This is a genomic window from uncultured Succiniclasticum sp. (assembly GCF_902793885.1).
GTDB lineage: Bacteria > Bacillota > Negativicutes > Acidaminococcales > Acidaminococcaceae > Succiniclasticum.
This window is the reverse complement of sequence record NZ_CADBFF010000012.1, coordinates 37,336-58,141: the sequence shown is the minus strand read 5'-3', so window position 1 is coordinate 58,141 and position 20,806 is coordinate 37,336. Positions and strand designations below refer to the sequence as shown.

General features: G+C 49.4%; 18 protein-coding genes. All 18 read left to right on the top strand.

The features are described from left to right. Positions 1–27 precede the first annotated feature (27 nt). Positions 28–1,164, top strand: a complete 1,137-nt coding sequence (locus QZV31_RS07360; RefSeq protein WP_295359419.1) for a bifunctional chorismate mutase/prephenate dehydratase — start codon at positions 28–30, stop codon at positions 1,162–1,164. Next, on the top strand, positions 1,165–1,968 hold the full coding sequence (aroE, locus tag QZV31_RS07355) for a shikimate dehydrogenase (RefSeq protein ID WP_295359418.1): 804 nt from the start codon (positions 1,165–1,167) through the stop codon (positions 1,966–1,968). Positions 1,969–2,039: 71 nt separating this feature from the next. Further along, positions 2,040–2,540 carry a shikimate kinase gene (locus tag QZV31_RS07350; protein ID WP_295359417.1) on the top strand — a complete coding sequence of 167 codons (501 nt, stop codon included), beginning with the start codon at positions 2,040–2,042 and terminating at the stop codon, positions 2,538–2,540. A 21-nt stretch (positions 2,541–2,561) separates the two neighbouring features. Then, on the top strand, positions 2,562–2,990 hold the full coding sequence (gene aroQ, locus QZV31_RS07345) for a type II 3-dehydroquinate dehydratase (RefSeq protein WP_093729369.1): 429 nt from the start codon (positions 2,562–2,564) through the stop codon (positions 2,988–2,990). A 30-nt stretch (positions 2,991–3,020) separates the two neighbouring features. Beyond that, a complete protein-coding gene (locus QZV31_RS07340) occupies positions 3,021–4,340 on the top strand; it encodes a 3-deoxy-D-manno-octulosonic acid transferase (RefSeq protein WP_295359416.1) in 1,320 nt (439 codons plus the stop codon). Positions 4,341–4,977: 637 nt separating this feature from the next. After that, a complete protein-coding gene (gene serA / locus QZV31_RS07335; RefSeq protein ID WP_295359415.1) occupies positions 4,978–6,555 on the top strand; it encodes a phosphoglycerate dehydrogenase in 1,578 nt (525 codons plus the stop codon). Positions 6,556–6,752: 197 nt separating this feature from the next. Beyond that, a complete protein-coding gene (codB, locus tag QZV31_RS07330) occupies positions 6,753–7,982 on the top strand; it encodes a cytosine permease (protein ID WP_295359414.1) in 1,230 nt (409 codons plus the stop codon). A gap of 27 nt (positions 7,983–8,009) precedes the next feature. Further along, a complete protein-coding gene (codA, locus tag QZV31_RS07325; RefSeq protein WP_295359413.1) occupies positions 8,010–9,251 on the top strand; it encodes a cytosine deaminase in 1,242 nt (413 codons plus the stop codon). A 137-nt stretch (positions 9,252–9,388) separates the two neighbouring features. Beyond that, positions 9,389–9,868: a CBS domain-containing protein gene (locus tag QZV31_RS07320; RefSeq protein WP_295359412.1), complete on the top strand. Its 480-nt coding sequence runs from the start codon at positions 9,389–9,391 to the stop codon at positions 9,866–9,868. Between the two features lie 137 nt (positions 9,869–10,005). After that, on the top strand, positions 10,006–11,394 hold the full coding sequence (locus tag QZV31_RS07315; protein ID WP_295359411.1) for an NCS2 family permease: 1,389 nt from the start codon (positions 10,006–10,008) through the stop codon (positions 11,392–11,394). Positions 11,395–11,464: 70 nt separating this feature from the next. Further along, complete coding sequence (leuC, locus tag QZV31_RS07310) at positions 11,465–12,727, top strand: 3-isopropylmalate dehydratase large subunit (protein WP_295359410.1); 1,263 nt, start codon at positions 11,465–11,467, stop codon at positions 12,725–12,727. Further along, positions 12,724–13,206 carry a 3-isopropylmalate dehydratase small subunit gene (locus QZV31_RS07305; RefSeq protein ID WP_093729360.1) on the top strand — a complete coding sequence of 161 codons (483 nt, stop codon included), beginning with the start codon at positions 12,724–12,726 and terminating at the stop codon, positions 13,204–13,206. Before leuC ends, QZV31_RS07305 begins: the two co-directional genes overlap by 4 nt. A 255-nt stretch (positions 13,207–13,461) precedes the next feature. Further along, positions 13,462–14,535 carry a 3-isopropylmalate dehydrogenase gene (leuB, locus tag QZV31_RS07300; RefSeq protein WP_295359409.1) on the top strand — a complete coding sequence of 358 codons (1,074 nt, stop codon included), beginning with the start codon at positions 13,462–13,464 and terminating at the stop codon, positions 14,533–14,535. A gap of 18 nt (positions 14,536–14,553) precedes the next feature. Then, complete coding sequence (locus tag QZV31_RS07295) at positions 14,554–14,811, top strand: TIGR03905 family TSCPD domain-containing protein (protein ID WP_295359408.1); 258 nt, start codon at positions 14,554–14,556, stop codon at positions 14,809–14,811. Positions 14,812–14,974: 163 nt separating this feature from the next. Then, on the top strand, positions 14,975–16,888 hold the full coding sequence (locus QZV31_RS07290) for an HD domain-containing protein (RefSeq protein ID WP_295359407.1): 1,914 nt from the start codon (positions 14,975–14,977) through the stop codon (positions 16,886–16,888). Positions 16,889–16,933: 45 nt separating this feature from the next. Continuing rightward, positions 16,934–17,755, top strand: coding sequence for a C39 family peptidase (locus QZV31_RS07285; protein ID WP_295359406.1), 822 nt, complete (start codon positions 16,934–16,936; stop codon positions 17,753–17,755). Between the two features lie 109 nt (positions 17,756–17,864). Beyond that, complete coding sequence (locus QZV31_RS07280) at positions 17,865–19,403, top strand: hypothetical protein (RefSeq protein ID WP_295359405.1); 1,539 nt, start codon at positions 17,865–17,867, stop codon at positions 19,401–19,403. Between the two features lie 229 nt (positions 19,404–19,632). Continuing rightward, complete coding sequence (locus QZV31_RS07275; RefSeq protein ID WP_295359404.1) at positions 19,633–20,796, top strand: efflux RND transporter periplasmic adaptor subunit; 1,164 nt, start codon at positions 19,633–19,635, stop codon at positions 20,794–20,796. The last annotated feature ends 10 nt before the right edge of the window (positions 20,797–20,806 follow it).

The following is a 20,806-nucleotide window of genomic DNA, read 5'->3' as shown; positions in this document are numbered from 1 at the left end:
AGAACGCATAATGAAAGGATGACGAACGTGGCGGAACCGGATTTAACAAAACTGCGACAGGAAATCGACCGGCTGGACGCAATCCTGACCGATACGCTGGAAAAACGGATGGATGTGGTGCAGCAGGTTGCCGCGTATAAAGATGCCCGTAATATGCAGGTGCTGGACCGGGAGAGAGAAGAGCAGGTCACTGCCAAAGTGGTGGGAATGCTGAAAAATCCTGCCTATGCCCCGCATATGAAACAGATTATGGAAAAGATTATGGAGACCAGCCGTAATCTGCAGATTGACATATTGGCGGCGAATATTAAACAGAAAGAGAAAAACGCCGACCCGATCCGTGTCGGGTATCAGGGAGTGAAAGGTTCTTTCAGCCATCAGGCGCTGGAAGACTACTTTGCGGACATTGCCAAAGTGGAGATGAATTTTGTCCATTTTGAGGATGTAGTGACAGCAGTTAAGAATCACGAAATCAAATACGGCGTACTGCCCATTGAGAACTCTTCCACCGGAGGCATCACGGAAGTGTATGACCTGGTGCGAAAGTATGACTGTCATATCGTCGGGGAAAAGATCATCAAGGTAGATCAGAACCTGTTGGGCCTTCCCGGCGCCAGCATCGATAATCTGAAACAGGTCTATTCCCATCCCCAGGGGTTGGAACAGAGCAGGGAATTCTTCAGGAAGCATCCTGCAATTGAACTGATTCCGTTCTTCAATACGGCCCGCAGCGCCCAGATGGTCAGCGAGAGCGGCAATCCGGCAAAAGGCGCAGTGGCCTCCCGTCAGGCGGCCAAGTTGTATGGGCTGGAGATCCTGGCGGCTAATATCAATTACAATTCAGCGAATCGCACCCGGTTCATCATCATCGCCGATCAGCCGGAGCACCGGCCGGATGCGGACAAGATTACCGTGGTCATCGCTACACAGCATGAACCGGGCTCCCTGTACAAAGTGCTGCAGCATTTTTATAAAGGCGGCCTGAATATGCTGAACCTGGAATCCCGTCCTATGGAAGGGCGTTCCTGGGAGTATTTCTTCCATATTGACCTGACGGGCAATTTATCAGATCCCAAAGTGCGGCGGGGGTTGCAGGACGTGGCGGAATACAGTGCTTACTGCAAAATTTTGGGTAACTACGTAGCCGATGGGGAGAATGCATAAATGAAATTTGGATTGTTAGGCGCCAGACTGGGGCACAGCCTGTCGCCGCAGATTCATCAGGAAGTGTTCCGACAACTGGGCATTGAAGCGACTTACGAACTGATTGAAGTTCCAACGGAAAAACTGGCGGATAAAGTAGCGGAGCTGCGGAAAAATTACAGGGGACTGAACGTAACCATACCTCACAAGGTAGCGGTAATGGACAGTCTGGACTATATTGCAGCCGAGGCGAGGGCTATCGGTGCAGTAAACACGATTTTGTTTAAAGACGGCAGGGCTTCAGGTTTTAATACGGATTATTTCGGCTTTGCCCGGCTGCTTGAACATAATGGACTGGTGCCCGAAGGAAAAGATGTCTGTGTGCTGGGAACCGGTGGGGCCAGCCGGGCGATTCTTCAGTGCGTTAAGGATATGCAGGCCCAAAGCATCACGGTGATTTCCCGGGTAATCGAAAACGCTCCGGAAGATATACGGGCGCATTATACGGTAAAAACCTATGAAGATTTGAAGACACTGGATGGCGATTTGCTGATCAACTGTACGCCGGTAGGGATGTTTCCGAATGTGGAGGCTTCGCCTGTGGACGGTGCGGTCATGGAACACTTTGCGGCGGCAGTGGATATTATCTATAATCCGGCAGAAACAAAATTTATGAAGCTGGCGCGGCAGCAGGGAAAACCGGCAGTAAACGGACTGTTCATGCTGGTTGCCCAGGCGGTAGCGGCAGATGAAATCTGGCTGGAGCGTAAGCTGGACGCCGGATTAATAGCGGGCGTGACAGATACGATTGCAACATTGTTATAGTTTCTGAAGCGTATGCGGCGCCAGCGTTGACAATACCTGAAATTTTTGTTTGTACATAATTGGTGGAAGTAATGAAAAATATAGTGCTGATTGGTATGCCCGGCTGCGGGAAGAGTACGCTGGGGCGTTGTTTGGCGGAAAGGCTGGGCAGAGATTTTATTGACGCCGATCCGGAAATTGAAAAGGATGCCGGAAAGACCATACCGGAATTGTTTGCGATAAGCGAGGACTGCTTTCGCAGACAGGAAACCCTGACAACGAAGCGTCTGGCTACGCTACAGAATAAGGTGATGGCCATGGGGGGCGGTGTCGTTTTGCGGCAGGAAAACATAAGCAGCTTAAAAGAAAACGGGTTGGTCATATTTTTGGATCGTTCTCCGGAAGATATCATCGGTGACGTGGATACAAAAACAAGACCCCTGCTGGCAGCAGGGCGGCAACGAATCTATGATTTGTATGCGCAGCGGGAAGCATTGTACCGTGCGGCAGCAGACGTGACGGTGCGGAACAAGGGCAGTCTGAGAGATGTACTGGCCGCATTGGCGGAAGCGGCAAAGAAAGCGGAATTATAAAATAGAAAAGGATGTGCGACCATGAAGAAAATTTTAGTGCTGAACGGACCTAATATCAATATGCTGGGCGTTCGGGAAACCGGTGTATACGGAACGGCAACCTATGAAGACCTGTGTGAAATGATTCGCAAGAAAGCAGAAGAATTGCATATCGCAGTAGAAATTAAACAAAGTAATTCCGAAGGGGAACTGGTAGACTGGATTCAAATCTGCTATAATAAAACAGATGGCATTATTATTAATCCCGGCGCCTATACCCACTACAGTGTGGCAGTTTTGGACGCACTGAAAGCCGTAAACATCCCTGCAGTGGAAGTGCACATCAGCAACATCCACCAGCGGGAAGAATTCCGCCATCGCTGTGTTACTACGGCCGGCTGTACCGGGCAGATCTGCGGATTAGGATTGCAGGGCTATTTGCTGGCGCTGGAGTATCTGGCCGGGAAGTAGCGCAACAAGGAAGAGAGCTGATTATAACTTATGTATATTCTTTACAATATTTTAATCATTCTGGCGTTTATTATCATAGTGCTTCCGTATTTCCTCTACCGGCTGGTCAAGGAAAAAGGTTTTGGAAACCGCTTCCGGCAAAACATGGGACTGGTTCGCAGGGAAGAAATTGCTCCTGTAGCGGATACTAACTGCATCTGGCTTCACGGTGCGTCAGTAGGAGAAATGGTGGCCATCAGTCCTCTGGTAAAAGAAATCAAAAAAATAATGCCGGAGCGGAAAGTGTTGGTTTCCGCCGTTACGGTAGGCGGTTACGATATGGCCAGGCAGATTATGCCGGAAGCAGATGCCATCATCAACTTTCCGCTGGATCTGCCCTTTGTGGCGTCATCCATGGTGAGTCGTATCCGCCCGGGCATCTTTATAATGGTAGAAACGGAATTATGGCCTAATTTCCTGCGGGCCATCCGGAAACGGAATATCCCCGCGATGATGATGAATGGCCGTATCTCGGAAAAATCCGCTAAAAATTACCGGTATCTGTCCGGTCTTTTGCGTGATATGCTGAATACCATAAACCTCTTCTGCATGCAGTCCAGTATTGATGCCAAATATATAACCCAACTGGGTGCGGATCCTGAAAAAATCATTGTCACCGGCAACACGAAATTTGACCAGACCTACGCGGAGGTTTCCCCGAAAGATCTGGCAACCTATAAAACAGAACTGGGGCTGGGGGAAGATGACTATCCTGTCATTGTGGCAGGTTCCACCCACCGTACGGAAGAGGAAGCCGTGCTGACTTCCTTTACCGCCCTGCGCAAGAAGTATCCTCATGCCCGCCTGATTATTGCGCCCCGTAAGCTGAACCGGATTGAAGAGATTAAAAAGGTGAATGCCAAATTTGGTTATGAGATGGGCTTTCGTTCCAAACTGAAGGAAATGGAAGGGAGCCGGCCTGAATTTCCGGTACTTATGCTTGATACCATTGGTGAACTGGGCCGCATATATGCCATAGGGGATATTGTATTTGTCGGTGGCAGCCTGGTGCGTTACGGCGGCCACAATGTACTGGAACCGGCGGCTCATGCCAAACCCATTTTGGTGGGCCCCAGCATGGAAGATTTTAAAGACTCGTACGCCCTGTTAAGCAAAGCTGGTGCCTGTCGTATGGTATCTGATACAGCTGGTCTGACAGAAGCGTTTCTGGAAATTGCCGATGACGATGTCCTGCGTAAAAAAATGGGGGACGCTTCCATCCAGATCATACGGGAGAATCGCGGCGCCGCCTTGAAAACCATTCACTATCTGACAGATCTTTTGAATCAGAAAGATTTGGCTGGCAAGTAATGGTAGCAAAAACAGCATCAGGCAGGGTATAAGCAAAATATAGGAAATGATTGCGTCATTCCATGAGATGAAATGTGCCGTCATGGCGAGACTGTTTGAGGGCCGAAGCCCGAGTTTCGAAGCCATAGGCACATAAATCCATGGAATAGCAATCATTGACGTTTTTGCTTATACGCTGCCTGATGCTGTTTTTGTTTCAAATTTTACAAAACTTCCATTTGACTTTTTGTGAGGAAACGCCTATAATCTCTTTTATAAAAGCAAAATGCAACTTTATGAAAGAGAAAAGTAAATCCCAGACTGTTACAGAGAGACGGTGGGCAGTGCGAACCGTCCTGTCGAAGATTGAATTCCGCTCTGGAGAAGGCAGGGGTTGCAACCTGTCCGGTTCCGGCCGATATCCCGGGAATGAGGCTGTAACGTTTACAATGAGAGCAGGCATCTTGCGAAAAACGCAGGTGATCCGGCTTTTAAGAAAGGTTGCAGTGAACTAAGGTGGCACCACGCGAGCTCATATGACATACGAACTCCCGTCCTTATGAAAGGACGGGAGTTTTTTTAATTGCTTTTGCTTCGGTCCTTATCGGCAGCCAACGAGATTGCCATGCGCTGCCTAAAGAAAAGGAGGAAAATGAAAATGAAAAAAATTATTGTGACGGAAAAAATTTCGGACAAAGGTGTTGCGTTGTTAAAGGCGCAGAAAGATCTGCAGGTTGATGTGGAGATGAATCTCTCCCGGGAAGAACTGTTGAAACGGATCCCTGAGTACGATGCCATCATTGTCCGCAGCGTAACGAAAATCAATGAAGAGTTTTATGAACATGCAACCAACCTGAAGGTTGTAGGCCGTGCCGGTAACGGTGTGGATAACATCCAGATGGAAGGCGCTACAAAGCGGGGCATCATTGTCGTAAATACACCGGAATCCAATATCGTTTCCGCTGCCGAGCACACCATCGGTCTGATGCTGTCTTCCTGCCGCAATACGGTAAAAGCTCATAAGATGATTGAAAGCCGCGTCTGGAACCGTGACGGCCTGAAAGGCATGGAACTGATGGGAAAGACTCTGGGCATTATCGGTCTGGGCCGCATCGGCGGTCTGGTTACCACCCGCATGCAGGCCTTTGGCATGAAGGTCATTGCTTACGATCCGTACATTGCGGATGCCCGGTTCAAAAAATACAATGTTAAGAAATGTGAAACGCTGGACGAACTGCTGAAGGAATCCGACGTAATCACCATTCATACTCCGAAAACCGAAGAAACTATGAATATGATTACCTACAAAGACTGGCAGAAATGCAAGAAGGGGGTTCGTGTGGTAAACTGCGCCCGCGGCGGTCTGTATAATGAACAGGATCTGGCAAAAGCGATCCGTGAGGGTCTGGTGGCCAGCGCCGGTGTCGACGTGCTGGTAGACGAACCGAAGCCCATCTCCCCGCTGATCGATCTGCCCCAGTGCGTGCTGACTCCCCATCTGGGCGCCGACACACAGGAAGCGCAGGACAACGTAGGTATTGCCATTGCAGAAGAAGTGATTGCCGCGCTGCGGGGTGAAATGGTACCCAATGCTGTAAACCTTCCGGCGTTGCAGGCTGGCGAACTGGATACCGTGAAAAAGTTCATGGCGCTTGGCGAAGACCTGGGCAAACTGTATTATCAGCTGGAGCATAGCGCAGTAGAAAAGGTTGAGGTAATCTACAGCGGAGCCCTGGCTGAAATCGAAACCGATATGGTGACCCGTGCCGTACTGAAAGGGCTGTTTGAGCCTGTTCTGAAAGAACGTGTAAACTATGTCAATGCGGAACTGACGGCGGAAGGCCGCGGTGTGGAAGTGATTGAAAGCAAGGAAAACAGTCCGGTGAACCTGCTGACGGTAAAAGTACACACAAAGAAAGGTACGTTTACAGCGGCCGGCAATGTGAATCCGGAAGGAGAAGTCCGCATCAAAGATATCAACGGCTACCAGTTTGACATTGAACCCGCTGCTTTCATGCTGGCTGTCAATAATGAAGACAAACCCGGCATGATCGGCCAGATCGGTACGCTTCTGGGTGCTTCCAAAGTTAACATTGCTACCATGCAGGTAAGCCGCAACCAGCAGAACGGTGTGGCTATGATGTTCCTGACCGTGGACAGTGAGGTTGGCAAGGAAACCCTGAAGCTGCTGCAGGGATTGGATGGCATTACGAAAGTTCAGCTGATTAAAATCTGATTTACATCAAAACTATCTTAAGGGGAAACGTGGGGAACTCTGCGTTTCCTCTTTTTTAGTCAGCGTATCCTAAAGTATTTTCTGTTTGCCATAGATTTTTCCATGACTGTTTTGTTATAATGATTACAGACTGGTATAAGATAGGCAAACAAGACTGGTAAAAGATGAGACAAACATGATTGAGGGGGAGGTTTGCCATGTCATCTGATAAACAGCTGCATAAAGACAAAGATTTCAGCTTTGAACCGGTTCCGTTATATGCAAGAAAATCCTTTTGGTCCATGTTTTTTATCATGCTGGGTTTCACGTTCTTTTCAGCCAGCATGTCGGTAGGCGCTACCATGGGCAACGGCCTGGACCTTACTGAATTTATCTTTTCTGTCCTTTTTGGAGGCATTATCCTTGCTGTCTACACCGGCATTTTAGGATATATCGGCTGCGGCACGGGGCTTTCGTTTGACTTGCTGGCCCGGCGTTCCTTTGGCGTGGCCGGTTCCCGCCTTCCGTCCCTGTTGATCAGTCTGACGCAGATTGGCTGGTTCGGCGTGGGGGTTGCCATGTTTGCGTTTCCCGCTGCGGAAGTGCTCCGTGTAAATCCGTTGCTGCTGATTGCTGCCGGCGGTTTCTGTATGACCGCTTCTGCGTACTTTGGCATACGGGGCATGGAAATTGTCAGCTATGTTTCCGTTCCGCTGATCCTTGTTCTGGGTACGTACTCAATGGTTACGGCTACTCATGCCGGCGGCGGGCTTGCAGCGGTTTTTGCCAGAAGCGTAGGCGGTATCACAGTGTTTAACGCCATTGGGATGGTGGTGGGTTCTTTTGTCAGCGGCGGAACGACGACGCCGAATTTTACCCGCTTTGCCAAAGATAAAAAAACCGCTGTGTTCACTACGGTTGTTGCGTTTCTGATCGGTAACTCGCTGATGTTTGCTTTCGGCGCGGTAGGCGGAGCCTTTACCGGGAAAGATGATATTTTTTATGTGATGATGGCTCAGGGACTTCTGCTTCCTGCCCTTGTTGTGCTGGGCGCCAACATCTGGACGACGAATGATAACGCGCTGTACAGCGGGGGGCTCAGTCTTTCGAATATAACAGGGATCCGCAAGCGTCCTCTGGTAATCGTAAGCGGTGTGATTGGTACGTTAGCTTCCGTCTATCTTTACAATAACTTTGTAAGCTGGCTCAGCTTTTTAAATGCAACGCTGCCGCCGATAGGCGCCATCATTATCTTTGACTATTTTGGGCATCCGCAGCATTACGAAGAAGGGGCAGAAGCGGCCCCGGGCGTTCATTGGGGTGCAGTGGCTGGTGTCATTGCCGGCGCACTGACCGGGAATTTTCTCCATGCCGGTATTGCCAGTATCAACGCCATGATTGTGGGATGCTTCTGCTATCTTGTGTATGATAAAGTTGCAGGCCGCTGATGTGATTTGATAAAACAGGAGACTGTCATGCTGTTTACCAATGCGTGTATTGAAAACAAAACGAAACTACAGGATATCAGGGTTAAAAACGGTTTGTTTGCGGAAATCGGAACAAAGCTGCTGCCGGAAGCAGGCGAAACTGTGACGGACCTGCGGGGCAGGCTGGTTCTTCCTCCGTTTATTGAATCCCATGTCCATCTGGATACCTGCCTGACAGCGGGTGATCCGGTTTGGAACCGGTCCGGGACGCTGTTTGAAGGTATCGAATGCTGGACGAAACGGAAAAGTAAGCTGAACAAGGTTGATATACGGGAGCGGGTCAGCCGCGCGGTTCGCATGTATGCGGATCACGGAGTCCAGTATATACGCACCCATGTTGATGTGACCGATCCATCGCTGATGGCTTTGGAAACCATACTGGAGCTCAGGGAAGAACTGAAAGACTTAATGGAAATCCAAATCGTGGCCTTTCCCCAGGAAGGTATCCTCAGTTATCCCAACGGCAGGCAGCTGATGCGGGATGCGGTGCGCATGGGGGCAGATGCGGTGGGGGCTATTCCTCATTTTGAATTTACCCGGGAATACAGTGTGGAATCCCTTAATTTTGCTTTACATCTGGCTGCGGAGCATGAACTTCTGGTGGATGTGCACTGTGATGAAATTGATGATGAAGCGTCCCGGGGACTGGAAACACTGGCTACCCGTGCGTTGGAACTGGGGCTGTATGACCGTGTTACGGCCAGCCATACCACTGCCATGCATTCGTATAACAACGCCTATGTGCAGCGGCTGATGCGGCTTCTGAAAATGAGCCGTATCAATTTTGTGGCAAATCCCCTGGTGAATACGCATTTGCAGGGAAGGGCAGACACGTATCCGAAACGGCGGGGCGTTACCCGCGTAAAAGAACTGTTGTCGGAAGGCGTCAATGTTTCCTTCGGGCACGATGATATCTGTGATCCCTGGTATCCGATGGGAAACGGCAATTTGCGGGACGTGGTGTTCATGGGACTGCATGTGTGTCAGATGATGGGCTATCAGGATATTATGGACAGTTACCGGTTTATTACGACCAACGCAGCAAGAACGCTGCATGTGCTTGACCGTTATGGAATTGAACCTGGGAAACCGGGCAGCTTTATCGTGGTGGATGCCAAAAATTATTACGAGGCGTTGAATTTTAATTCGCCTGTACTTCTCTCGTTTAAAAATGGAAACTGCATAAGAAAGTTACATAGCAGCGAATGCAACATTGTTTCTGACAGGTGATACTGTTTCTTGCTGTCTTTATATATCGTAAAATTTGATTCACAGGATTTTTATAAAATGTTATAATAAAATGTAATTTTAGTTCAGCCCTTTTTGTTGTCAATGCTGTTTTCTGATTTGTAAGGAGGTTATTTTATATGGATGCAAATGCTAACGAGAAAATTTTGGCTAAAGACGTAATGAAAACCGAGATTATTTCTGTGTCGCCGGAAACAACGGTCAAGGAAGTTGCACGTCTTATGATTGAAAATAAAATTTCTGCCTTTCCTGTGGTAAATAAGTATAATGAAATTGTGGGTGTAATTAGTGAGAACGATTTAATCAGTAAAATCGTTAAACCCCATGAACCGGGGCTCATGACATACCTGTTCCATGCGGCTCTTGCTTCAAGCAATGAAGTGCTGGAATATCGCAAGGCGATGGCCCGCTGGAATGCGCAAACCGCGGAGGACGCCATGACGTCTCCCGCAATTTGTGTAAGTCCTGACGATACGATTGAAAAAGTTGGCCAGGTAATGCTTGATGATAAGGTGAAACGTGTTTTTGTAGCGGAAGAAGGACATCTTTTGGGCGTCATCAGCCGTTCTGCATTTGTGGAACTGCTTTTGCGGGATTAACATTGTGTAATTGAAATACCGGGATGAGGCAGTTTTAACCTGAGAAACGGAAAAAAGACATAGTACGATAATTCGGACCAGGCATTGTATTTTGAAATACAAAAGTTAAGGACCTAGCCTGGGAAACGGAGGTAATCATGCAGGACGGAACATTGGAAAAACTATTTCACCTGCGGGAGAATGGCACCACGGTAAAAACAGAGATCATGGCCGGTATCACCACATTTATGACCATGGCTTATATTCTGGCTGTTAACCCGTCGATTCTGAGTGTGACAGGCATGGATAAGGGAGCACTGCTGACAGTTACGGCACTGGCTTCCTGTTTTGCGACGCTGCTGATGGCAGCTTTCGCCAACTATCCCTTTGCGTTATCTGCGGGCATGGGGTTGAATGCCTTTTTTGCTTTTACAGTAGTAAAACAGATGGGTTATTCCTGGGAGATGGCCCTGGCTGCCGTCTGCGTGGAAGGCCTCATCTTTATTGTCCTGTCTCTGACTAATATCCGGCAGGCAGTGTTTGACGTTATTCCTCTTAGCCTGAAACGGGCAGTATCCGTGGGCATCGGTTTGTTTATCGCCCTGATCGGCTTGTTCAACGCGCAGATTATTGTAGGTAATCCGGCGACAAAAATCGCCTTGTTTAACTTTAAACAGTCTATGGCGGGCGGAACCTTTCATACAGTGGGCATTACGGTATTGCTGGCAATTATTGGCATTGTCATCACGGGCATTATGCTGGCACGGGATATAAAAGGCGGTATTCTCTGGGGTATTCTGGCAACCTGGATCTTGGGTATACTCTGTGAAGTGACCGGTCTGTATGTGCCGAATCCCAAAGTGGGAGCCTTCAGCGTGCTGCCTGACTTTTCTGCAGGCCTGGCTTCTTTCCTGCCGGCGGATCCTTCTCCGATTTTCCTGAAGCTGGATTTCAGCAAGGTTGCTTCCCTTGATTTTTTGGTAATCGTTATGTCTTTCCTGTTTGTTGACTTTTTTGATACACTGGGAACTTTGATGGGTGTTGCTTCCAAGGCGAATATGCTGCGCAAGGACGGAACGCTTCCCAATATTAAGGGCGCCCTGATGGCTGACTCCGTGGGTACGGTGGCCGGTGCGCTGATGGGGACCAGTACCATTACGACGTTTGTGGAATCGGCTTCCGGTGTCAGTGAAGGCGGGCGTACCGGTTTGACGGCTGTCACTACGGCGGTGCTGTTCTTCCTTTCTCTGTTTCTGTCGCCTTTCTTTATGGCAATTCCTGCGTTTGCGACAGCTCCCGCGCTGGTCATGGTTGGTTTTCTGATGGTTTCTTCTATTTCTCAGATTGATTTCCGTAATCTGCCGGAAGCAATTCCTGCCTATATGTGCATCATCGCCATGCCGTTTGCCTACAGCATCTCGGAAGGTATTTCCTTTGGCATCATTTCCTATGTGCTCGTGAATACGCTGACCGGTCATACAAGCCGTGTGAGTCTGCTGTTGTATATTTTAGCGGTGATATTCATTGCAAAATATGTGCTGATTTGATTCTTGTTTCCCAAAAATCCTTATTTTGTTTTTACAATTTTACATTTTGGTTTATGAGGAGGGGTTTCTTATGGGCATGACAATGACACAGAAAATTCTCGCCATGCATGTGGGCCGGGAATTTGTGGAGGCCGGGGATCTGCTGGTTTCCCAGGTAGATCTGATTCTGGCGAATGACATTACCGGTCCTCCGGCAATCAATGAGTTTGAAAAAATTGGGCGTCCCATTTTTAATAAAGATAAAATCGCGCTGGTGCCGGATCATTTTTCTCCCTGCAAGGATATCAAATCCGCTACCCTGTGCAAACAGATGCGTGATTTCGCCAGAAAGCATAATATTACCAATTATTTTGAAGTGGGACGCATGGGCATCGAACATGCGCTGCTGCCGGATAAAGGCCTGGTAGCCCCCGGTGAGATCGTCATCGGCGCGGATTCCCATACCTGCACGTACGGCGCATTAAATGCTTTGTCCACCGGTATGGGCCAGACGGATATCGGCTGCGCCATGGCCAGCGGTACCACCTGGTTCAAGGTTCCCGCTGCCATCAAAGTAGAGCTTTCCGGCAAATTGCCCAAATATGTAAAAGGCAAAGACCTGATCCTGACCCTCATCGGCATGATCGGCGTGGACGGCGCCCGTTACCAGAGTCTGGAATTCACCGGCCCCGGCGTAGCGGAACTGGACATGTCCGACCGTTTCACCATCTGCAACATGGCCATTGAGGCCGGTGGTAAGAACGGCATCTTCCCGGTGGACGCCAAGACGGAAGCTTTCCTGAAAGGCAGGGTAACTCGTCCGTGGACAGCAGTGGAAGCAGATCCGGACGCGGTTTATGAACGTGTCGTAAAGATTGACCTGTCAAAACTGGTACCTGTAACTTCATATCCGCATCTGCCGGAAAATACACATCCGGTCAGTGAATCCCATCATATCAAGATTGATCAGGTCGTGGTAGGTTCCTGCACCAACGGGCGGCTGGAAGACATTGCCCAGGCTGCGGAAGTGCTGAAAGACCATAAAGTGAACGAAAATGTCCGCTGCATCATCATACCGGCTACCCAGGAAATTTACCAGGAAGCCATCCGGTTGGGCTATGTGGATATTTTCATCAATGCCGGCGCGGCGGTTTCCACGCCTACCTGCGGACCTTGTCTGGGCGGTTACATGGGCATCCTGGCAGCAGGCGAGCGCTGCGTTTCCACTACCAACCGCAATTTCCGCGGACGTATGGGCCACGTGGACAGTGAAGTGTACCTGGCCAGCCCCTACACGGCGGCAGCCAGTGCGGTAAAAGGTTATATCGCTTCGGCAGAGGAGGTATTAGGATGAGCAAGATCTGGCGTTACGGGGATCATGTGGATACGGATGTAATCATTCCGGCCCGTTATCTGAATATTTCTGATTTCAAAGAACTGGCAGAACATGCCATGGAAGATATTGATACCACCTTTGCTCCCAATGTTAAAAAAGATGAGATCATGGTGGCGGGAAAAAATTTCGGCTGCGGCTCTTCCCGTGAGCATGCTCCCGTGGTAATCAAAGTAAAAGGCATCAAGTGCATCATCGCGGACAGCTTCGCCCGCATCTTCTACCGCAATGCCATCAACATCGGTCTGCCGGTGCTGGAAATTGGCGCTGAGGTAGAGAAAATTGAAAAGGGCGATGATGTGGAAGTGGATCTGAAGACCGGCGAAATTAAAATTGTGAATAAGAATCTGGTCATCAAAACAAAACCCTTGCCGGATTTCTGTCAGAAGATTGCAGACTGCGGCGGCCTGGTCAATTATGCAAAAGCGCAGGCAAAGTGAAAGAAAAGGTACAATAAATAGGCGAAGTCATTTCGGCTTCGCCTTACAAAGTTTATCTGAACAGATATATGGAAACAAATTCGTCTGCACGCTGACCGGTGCTTTTTGTGACTGACTGCGTCAATGTCCCTCAACGCAGCTACGGCTGCGCCCTCGGGCCATTTCCTTGTCAGTCGCAAAAAGCCCTCGGTCATCGCACAAACTCATTTAATCAGCGTTTCCATAGAAATTACAATGACAAGGAGACTGTCGGTTATGAAAATCACGTTATTACCGGGCGACGGCATCGGCCCGGAAATTGTAACTGCTACTGTAAAAGTTATGGACGCGGCGGCTAAAAAGTTCGGTTTTGCCCTGGAATACGATCATCAATTGCTGGGCGGCTGTGCCATTGACGCCTATAACGATCCCTATCCGGAAGTGACGCAAAAATCTGCCAACGCAGCAGACGCTGTGCTGTTAGGTGCAGTAGGAGGACCCAAGTGGGATAACGTAGATCCGTCCATCCGTCCGGAAAAAGGGCTGCTGCGTATCCGTAAAGATTTAGGACTGTACTGTAACCTGCGCCCCATGAAGGTGAGCAAGTTTACGGCACATCTGTCTCCGTTAAAACCGGAGCGGGTGGAAAATACGGACCTGCTGATCGTCCGTGAACTGACCGGCGGCATTTACTTCGGCACCCATAACGAAGCGGCTATGGTTGACGGCGTGGAGACTGCGTCGGATGTTGACCTCTACACCCGTCCGGAAGTGGAACGGATTGCCCGGAAGGCTTTTGAAGCGGCTAAAGTGCGCCGCGGCAAGGTAACCTCCGTGGATAAAGCCAACGTGCTGGCGGAGTCCCGTATGTGGCGTAAAATCGTTACGGAAATGCAGGCGAAAGAATATCCTGAAATTGAACTGAATCATTTGTATGTTGATAACTGCGCCATGCAGCTGGTGCTGAACCCCGGCCAGTTTGACGTAGTACTGACCAATAATATTTTCGGCGACATCCTGTCGGACGAAGCATCCGTGCTGGGCGGTTCCATCGGCCTTTTGCCAAGCGCCAGCCTGGGCGACGGCACCGGTCTCTATGAGCCCATCCATGGCAGCGCGCCGGATATCGCGGGACAGGGCATTGCCAATCCTACGGGCACGATCCTTTCCGCTGCCATGCTGTTCCGTTATTCCCTGGACCAGCAGGCTGCGGCTGACGCAGTGGAAACCGCCGTTGAAAAAGTGTACGAAGATGGTTACCGCACACCGGATCTGTTCGGCGAGGGCATGACAAAGGTCAACACTCAGGAGATGGGAGACCTGGTAGCCAAAGCGCTGCTGAAAGCGTAAAACGGAAAGGCAATTGTTATGAAAACCTATTCATTTTTACCCAAAGGGGTCTGCGCCCGCAAGATTGATTTCGAAATGGATGCGGAAGGCAGGCTTCACAATATAAAATTCACGGGCGGGTGCCCGGGTAATCTGCAGGCCATCGGCAAACTGGTGGAAGGCGCGGAAGCGGAAAAAATTGCGGCGCTGCTGCGGGGCAATGACTGCGGCGGACGCGGCACTTCCTGTGCAGACCAGTTGTCCCTTGCGATAGATGAGGCTTTGCAGAACCGGTAATATAATTAAATTTGGTTTGTCATCTAACCTGATGCGGGATAGTACACGCATCAGGTTTTTTATCAAACAACAGGTTTATAACGAATTTGTTTGAAAAGAAATAAACGGCTCACAGTTTGTATGATATAATATATAGATAATATGAATGAGGTAAGAGCCTGCCATGCAAAATCGTTTTCCTGCTTATGTTTTAAAAACTTTACAGATTTTAAACGCTGCCGGTTATGAAGCCTATGTGGTAGGGGGCGCTGTGCGCGATCTGCTGCTGGGACTGGAGCCCGGAGATTACGACGTCACGACCAGCGGGCGTCCGGAGCAGGTTGCGGCGGTTCTTCGTGCTTCCGGTTATTCTCTGGCGGAAAAGTTAGGGGAAAATTTTGGCGTGGTAGTAGCCGTAACGGAAGGACGTGCGCTGGAGATTGCAACCTTTCGTAACGAGCGCTATGCCTATGGTCAGGATGCTCACCGGCCGGCGGAAGTATGGTACTGTGACACACTGAAAGAAGATTTGTCCCGCAGGGATTTTACCGTGAATGCCATGGCTATGGACAGTGAGGGAAAATTATTTGATTATTATGGCGGGCAGCAGGACCTTCAGGCAAAACTGCTGCGTACGGTAGGTGATCCCCGGAAGCGTTTTGCGGAGGATGCATTGCGTATGTACCGTGCCTGCCGTTTTGTGGCGCAGCTGGATTTTACGTACGTGGAAGGAAACGATACGGCAGAAGATGTGCTCGGCGAGTATGATGAAAGCCTGACAGTGGAACAAAATCTGCGAATTGCCATGGAAAAAGCCGGGAAAATCGTTCCGGCAAACATGAAGACCATGGGACCGGACGCCCAGCTGACCCACGGCCCGACAATCAGCGGGACTAAGAGCGTATTGCAGGATGGTGCGGCACGAAACGGGTCGTTGCAGGACGACAGGGCACGGAGCGTTTCGGCTCAGGACGGTTTGTTGCGGTACGATGTATTGCGCGGAGTCGAAGAAACCAAAACTCTGTCGTTCGGCCAGCCCGGCACAAAATATTATCTGAAGAAGCGTTACGTCTTTGATGTCAGCCGGTGCCACAATCTTTCTTTGGAACGGGTGAAAACGGAACTGGATAAAATGCTGCTGGGTAAAGCGGCTGGCAAAGGACTGGCCCTGTTTCTTTCCAGCGGGCTGGCAGATGTGCAGTGCCGGGTGAGGGAGAAGGGCAGCGAAGCCTTTGTGGATGTGTTGCCGGAACTGGTTCACCTTCCGGGCCTGCCACAGAATATCCGGTTTCATTGTTATAATGTATGGGAGCATATTCTGGCGGCCGTGGATCAGGGCCCACAGGAACTTACCCTTCGATGGGCCTTGTTGCTGCATGATGTGGCAAAGGGGCTGCCGGGGATCCGGGGCACCACGCCTGACGGTTATCCCAACGATCACGGGCACGAAAAGGAAAGCGCGATCATAGCGGAAACAATCCTGACGCGGTTGCGTTACCCCCGTCCGTTTGTGCAGCGGGTGTGTTGGCTGGTGGCCAAGCACATGCGCTTTGCACCGATGATGATTTATCAAAACAATACATTGCTGCGTTGGATTCGCAGCGAAGCAACCAGCGGTGTGTTCCGTACTGAAAAGGAAATGACAGAGGCTTTTTCCCAGCTGACCGAAGTGTTTTTGGCGGATATGGGCGCCACCTGGGCCGGTGTACTGCAGGAGCCGGTGATGGAGGAAGGCCGCAGGCTGGGAGAAGAAGCCGTGCTGATAGCCCGGGAACGGATGCCGGTGCACACTTCGGATTTAAAAGTACGGGGCAGTGAAATACAGGAACTGCTGGCGCAGGAAGTTGCATGTAATTCGAAAGAAACGAGAGAAGCTTTTTCAGAAGCAGGTGCGGGAAAAATAGATTGTGCTGGGGCACGGCCTTTGCAATCGTCACAGACCTTACCGTCCCTGGCTGTGGGCGAGGCTATGAAATATCTGCTGGCCCGTGTGCAGAGCGGCAGTATTCCTAACGAAAAGATTGCGTTGCTGCAGGCATTGAAACGGAAACTGGAAAAGTGTAATCCTTGTTTTCGTAACAAAACTGACAAAGAATAACATTGTCAGAACTTTTCTATCATGAGATGTACAAAGGATGATGGCATGGCTGTGAATAAAAAAGCAATTCTGCTGGCAGCGGCAGTTATTGCAGTTGCCCTACTGAATTTTTACACTAATAAAACATCGACCGGCAAGTCGGAACAATCCGGCTTGCTGGAGGATGTAAGCACTAAAGCTGTCCTGCTGTTGAGAAAAGACACTGGCGGTTCGGCTGCCATTCAAAGTCAGGCTGATATTAAAGATTCCCCCTATTTTAAAAAAATAGACGTTTATAACATGAAGTCGGGCGGTACGCTGATTTTGCTGGAAAAATATAAAACATATCAGCAGCATACGGACTACACCTGCGGCCCGGCTGCGGCGCTGACGGTGGTACAGCATTTTCTTGGCAACGCGCCCGATTCGGAAATGGAAATGGCAAAAATCATGGGAACCCATTCGGCCGGTATGAAAGATCCTGGCACGAATACCCGTGGTATGAGCCGGTATTTTGAACAAAAAGGATGGAAAGTTAAAAACGCCTTAAAAGACGGTTCTCCGGAAACCTATGAAAAGTTTTTGGATTTTGTGGACAGCAATCTTAAACAGGGCATTCCCCTCATGGTGGAAAATGTTGACTGGGGCGGTCACTGGCGTGTGATCATCGGCCATGATACACTGGGCGATCGGGAAGGGATGAATGATGTGCTGATTTTGGCGGATCCCTATGATACCACAGACCATGCGCAGGATGGATATAACATTATTTCCGCTTCACGTTTCTATTATATGTGGTTCGACGCCCATCTGTTTCGCGACAAAGAAAAGAGGCGTCAGTGGCTGACTGCAGTTCCGCCGGATTATAAAGGCAAACAGGAAAAATAAAATGTAGTATAAAACAGAAATTTTATCGGCGGGTAACAGCAAAGACCGCCGTAACGATACAGATAAGATGTTCATGCTGTCGGAAGGGACAGCAGGATGGAGGATAACGATGTTAAAACGTGTGGTGACCGGAATTAGTGCTTGGCTGTTGCTGACAGCGCCCTTTTCTTCGGCAGAGGCAGCGTTGCTGGCCAAAGTGGAAGCGGATGTAGATGGCAGCGGTCAGAAAAAAGTTGTTGAACTGACCGGGGATAAAAGAATACCTGGCAGCAATTATTATTCCAATTTGTGGGTTATGGTGAAAAATGCGGAAGGTAAAATGCTGACCGCCTGGAAGGCCGACCTGGATGGCGGATATTATTGCCTGCTGGAAAAAGTGCCGGTGAATGCCAAAGCGGAACAGAATCATTCAAAAGCAAAGCAGAAAGAGATTAAAGAAAAACAGCAAAACGCTGCGGCAGCTATGAAAGATGTGGAAACAAACCAAACAGATGCTCTTTCCGAAAAGAAAGAGGAAACTGACGAAAAGGACACGGAGAAGCGCTTTGCAAAACTTCTGGAATCGTTAAAAGAAGAAACAGGCGAAGGAACGGACAAGAAGAAAGCAAAAATTTCGGACAAACCTCACGATCAGATTCTCCTGATGGCTGCCAAGGGCGGTAAGAATGCGGCTGTGGGCTGCCGCATTCTGGATTTTTCCGATTATAAGAAAGTGCGTGCCGTGTTTTCCGGTGCAGACAGTATGGGCATAGCTGCAAAAGCGGAATATAAACCGGATTATCAGTTTACGGTAGAAAGCGTCTGGCCAGAAGCAGACGGAAACAAAAAAACACTATCATTTTCAGGAAGTGCGAAAAACGTGCTGCAACTTTACAGAAAGGACGGCAGCATTGCGAAACCGTACCTGCGTCCGCTGGTAACAGAGGTTGCTTCTTTAACCATGTTGGGCGGTCGTCTGTTTACGGAGCAGAATGTACTCGCTGCCAACGGGCAGGATCTGTTGGGGCGCCTTGCGGTCAGGTGGGTGCTGAAAGAAGAAAAGTGGATTCCGGAGGAAATTACGCTGACGGATACCCTGGATGAACTGCTCAAACCCGATGCCGATGATGCGAACCGGCCTGACGGGGCAGGAAACTGGAAGCTGTATCCGCGTCGGGCGTTTATCGGAGACCGGGTGATCAGTCGTCCCGTTGTCGCTGTGGAGGAGAAACCGGAGCTGCAGAATAAAATCAATGATAAGCTGAACGCCTGGTATGCCAAAGCACCGGAAGAAGACGAAAGAGCTTTTCAGGTGAAATATGCCGGTGAGAACCTGTTAAGCCTGGAACTGGGCTACAGGAATAAAAACGGCGAAGTAATCCGGGAATTGCACAATTTTAATATGCGGAACGGCGAACTGGTTAAACTGGATGAAATGTTTAACACCAAAAATCCGGATTTTTTAAAAGTCCTAAACCTGCTTGGAAAGCCAAAAAACTGTTTCCTTACAGTAAAGCCGGTATTCTGGCATTTTACCGGCAGGCATTTTGTGCTGCAGGATCGTTTGCTTGAAGAAAACTTCCAGGATGAGGCGGCCATCCATTTGGCCGTTATTGAGAAAAAAGACCTGCTTCCCTTTGTCAAAGATAAATCAATAGTAGACAAATAAAAATTCTGACTAATCAGTCAGAATAAAAAGAAAACGGGACAAAACAAAAGAAAATCAGAGAAATATCCATGTAAATTAGTTTAATCGAATTTGCATTTTGCCTTGTTTTACATTATAATATTACACATGCTGAAAAATGCGAAAGTGTTTCAAGCTGAATTCTTGCAATTTAATTTTAATAACAATATTTGAATGATACACAAGTGCCAATTTCAGGAGGAGCTATTTTATGTTACGTGATGTTCGTGGTAAATGGGGTAAAGGTTTAGCTGTTGCCCTGGCGGTTTCCGGACTGCTGCTTTTTGCCGGGTGCGGTAATAAACAGGCGCAGCAGAAAGCGCCGGCTGCAGTGGCGGTCAAGACCATGCAGGTAATCAAGAGGGATACACCGAATGTGCATGAGTTTACCGGTTTTGTGGAAGCTCAGCAGGAAGCGAAGCTGACGGCAAATGTTTCCGGCAAGATTACCAGTAAGAGTTTTAACGGCGGCGACTGGGTAGAAGCCGGTCAGGTATTGTTCACGATTGACCAGCGGACTTATCAGGCCAACCTGCTGAATGCCCAGGCAGGCCTGGCTGCGGCACGGACGGAGTACAACCGCCTGGTGGCCGACGCGGAACGTTACAAAAAGTTATATGAACAGAATGCAGTTTCCAAACAGCAATATGATCTTTCCATTGCCCAGCGGGATTCCGCCCAGGCTCAGGTAACGGCTAACGAAGCAATTCTGGAAAATGCCCGGATTAACATGGGCGATACGGAAGTAAAGGCTCCTTTCTCCGGCAGGATCAGTACCAGCGATTTGTCTGTCGGCAACTTCGTAGCGGCCGGGCAGACCGTGCTGGCCACCATGAGCAATACGAACCCGGTACGCATCAAGTTCAGTATGTCGGAAAACGAATACCTGCAGCTTTCCAAGGCTCATTCCGATTCTGGCGCGAAAGCGCTGGAAGATTTAAAACTGATACTGTCTGACGGCAGCGTTTATACCGGCGCCGGCGTAGTGGATCAGGTAGACCGGGAAATCGGCAGCGGTACAGGCGCCCTGACATTAAAGGCGCGGTTCAGCAATGATAACAATCGGCTGATGCCGGGCATGTTTGCCCGCCTGCAGGCCAATGCGGGAACCATTAAGAACGCTATGCTGATTCCCCAGCGCGCTGTTCGTGAAATGCTTTACAAAAAATTCGTGTTCGTTGTAGGCAGCGATAACAAAGTAGATATGAAGGAAGTTACCTTAGGTGCCCGTGTCGGCAAGCTGTGGCTGGTGGAAAAAGGCCTGAACGGCGATGAGACGCTGGTAGTTGAAGGTGTCCAGAAAGTGAATAAAGGGTCTGAAGTAAAACCCGCCGCCATGACGGAAGCCGACCTGAGCAACGAAAGCAAACAATAGGAGGTAACCT

Coding starts and splice junctions, on each gene's coding strand:
- aroE (WP_295359418.1), top strand. CDS start 1,165: ATGAAATTTGGATTGTTAGGCGCCAGACTGGGGCACAGCCTGTCGCCG.
- QZV31_RS07350 (WP_295359417.1), top strand. CDS start 2,040: ATGAAAAATATAGTGCTGATTGGTATGCCCGGCTGCGGGAAGAGTACG.
- aroQ (WP_093729369.1), top strand. CDS start 2,562: ATGAAGAAAATTTTAGTGCTGAACGGACCTAATATCAATATGCTGGGC.
- QZV31_RS07340 (WP_295359416.1), top strand. CDS start 3,021: ATGTATATTCTTTACAATATTTTAATCATTCTGGCGTTTATTATCATA.
- serA (WP_295359415.1), top strand. CDS start 4,978: ATGAAAAAAATTATTGTGACGGAAAAAATTTCGGACAAAGGTGTTGCG.
- codB (WP_295359414.1), top strand. CDS start 6,753: ATGTCATCTGATAAACAGCTGCATAAAGACAAAGATTTCAGCTTTGAA.
- codA (WP_295359413.1), top strand. CDS start 8,010: ATGCTGTTTACCAATGCGTGTATTGAAAACAAAACGAAACTACAGGAT.
- QZV31_RS07320 (WP_295359412.1), top strand. CDS start 9,389: ATGGATGCAAATGCTAACGAGAAAATTTTGGCTAAAGACGTAATGAAA.
- QZV31_RS07315 (WP_295359411.1), top strand. CDS start 10,006: ATGCAGGACGGAACATTGGAAAAACTATTTCACCTGCGGGAGAATGGC.
- leuC (WP_295359410.1), top strand. CDS start 11,465: ATGGGCATGACAATGACACAGAAAATTCTCGCCATGCATGTGGGCCGG.
- QZV31_RS07305 (WP_093729360.1), top strand. CDS start 12,724: ATGAGCAAGATCTGGCGTTACGGGGATCATGTGGATACGGATGTAATC.
- leuB (WP_295359409.1), top strand. CDS start 13,462: ATGAAAATCACGTTATTACCGGGCGACGGCATCGGCCCGGAAATTGTA.
- QZV31_RS07295 (WP_295359408.1), top strand. CDS start 14,554: ATGAAAACCTATTCATTTTTACCCAAAGGGGTCTGCGCCCGCAAGATT.
- QZV31_RS07290 (WP_295359407.1), top strand. CDS start 14,975: ATGCAAAATCGTTTTCCTGCTTATGTTTTAAAAACTTTACAGATTTTA.
- QZV31_RS07285 (WP_295359406.1), top strand. CDS start 16,934: ATGGCTGTGAATAAAAAAGCAATTCTGCTGGCAGCGGCAGTTATTGCA.
- QZV31_RS07280 (WP_295359405.1), top strand. CDS start 17,865: ATGTTAAAACGTGTGGTGACCGGAATTAGTGCTTGGCTGTTGCTGACA.
- QZV31_RS07275 (WP_295359404.1), top strand. CDS start 19,633: ATGTTACGTGATGTTCGTGGTAAATGGGGTAAAGGTTTAGCTGTTGCC.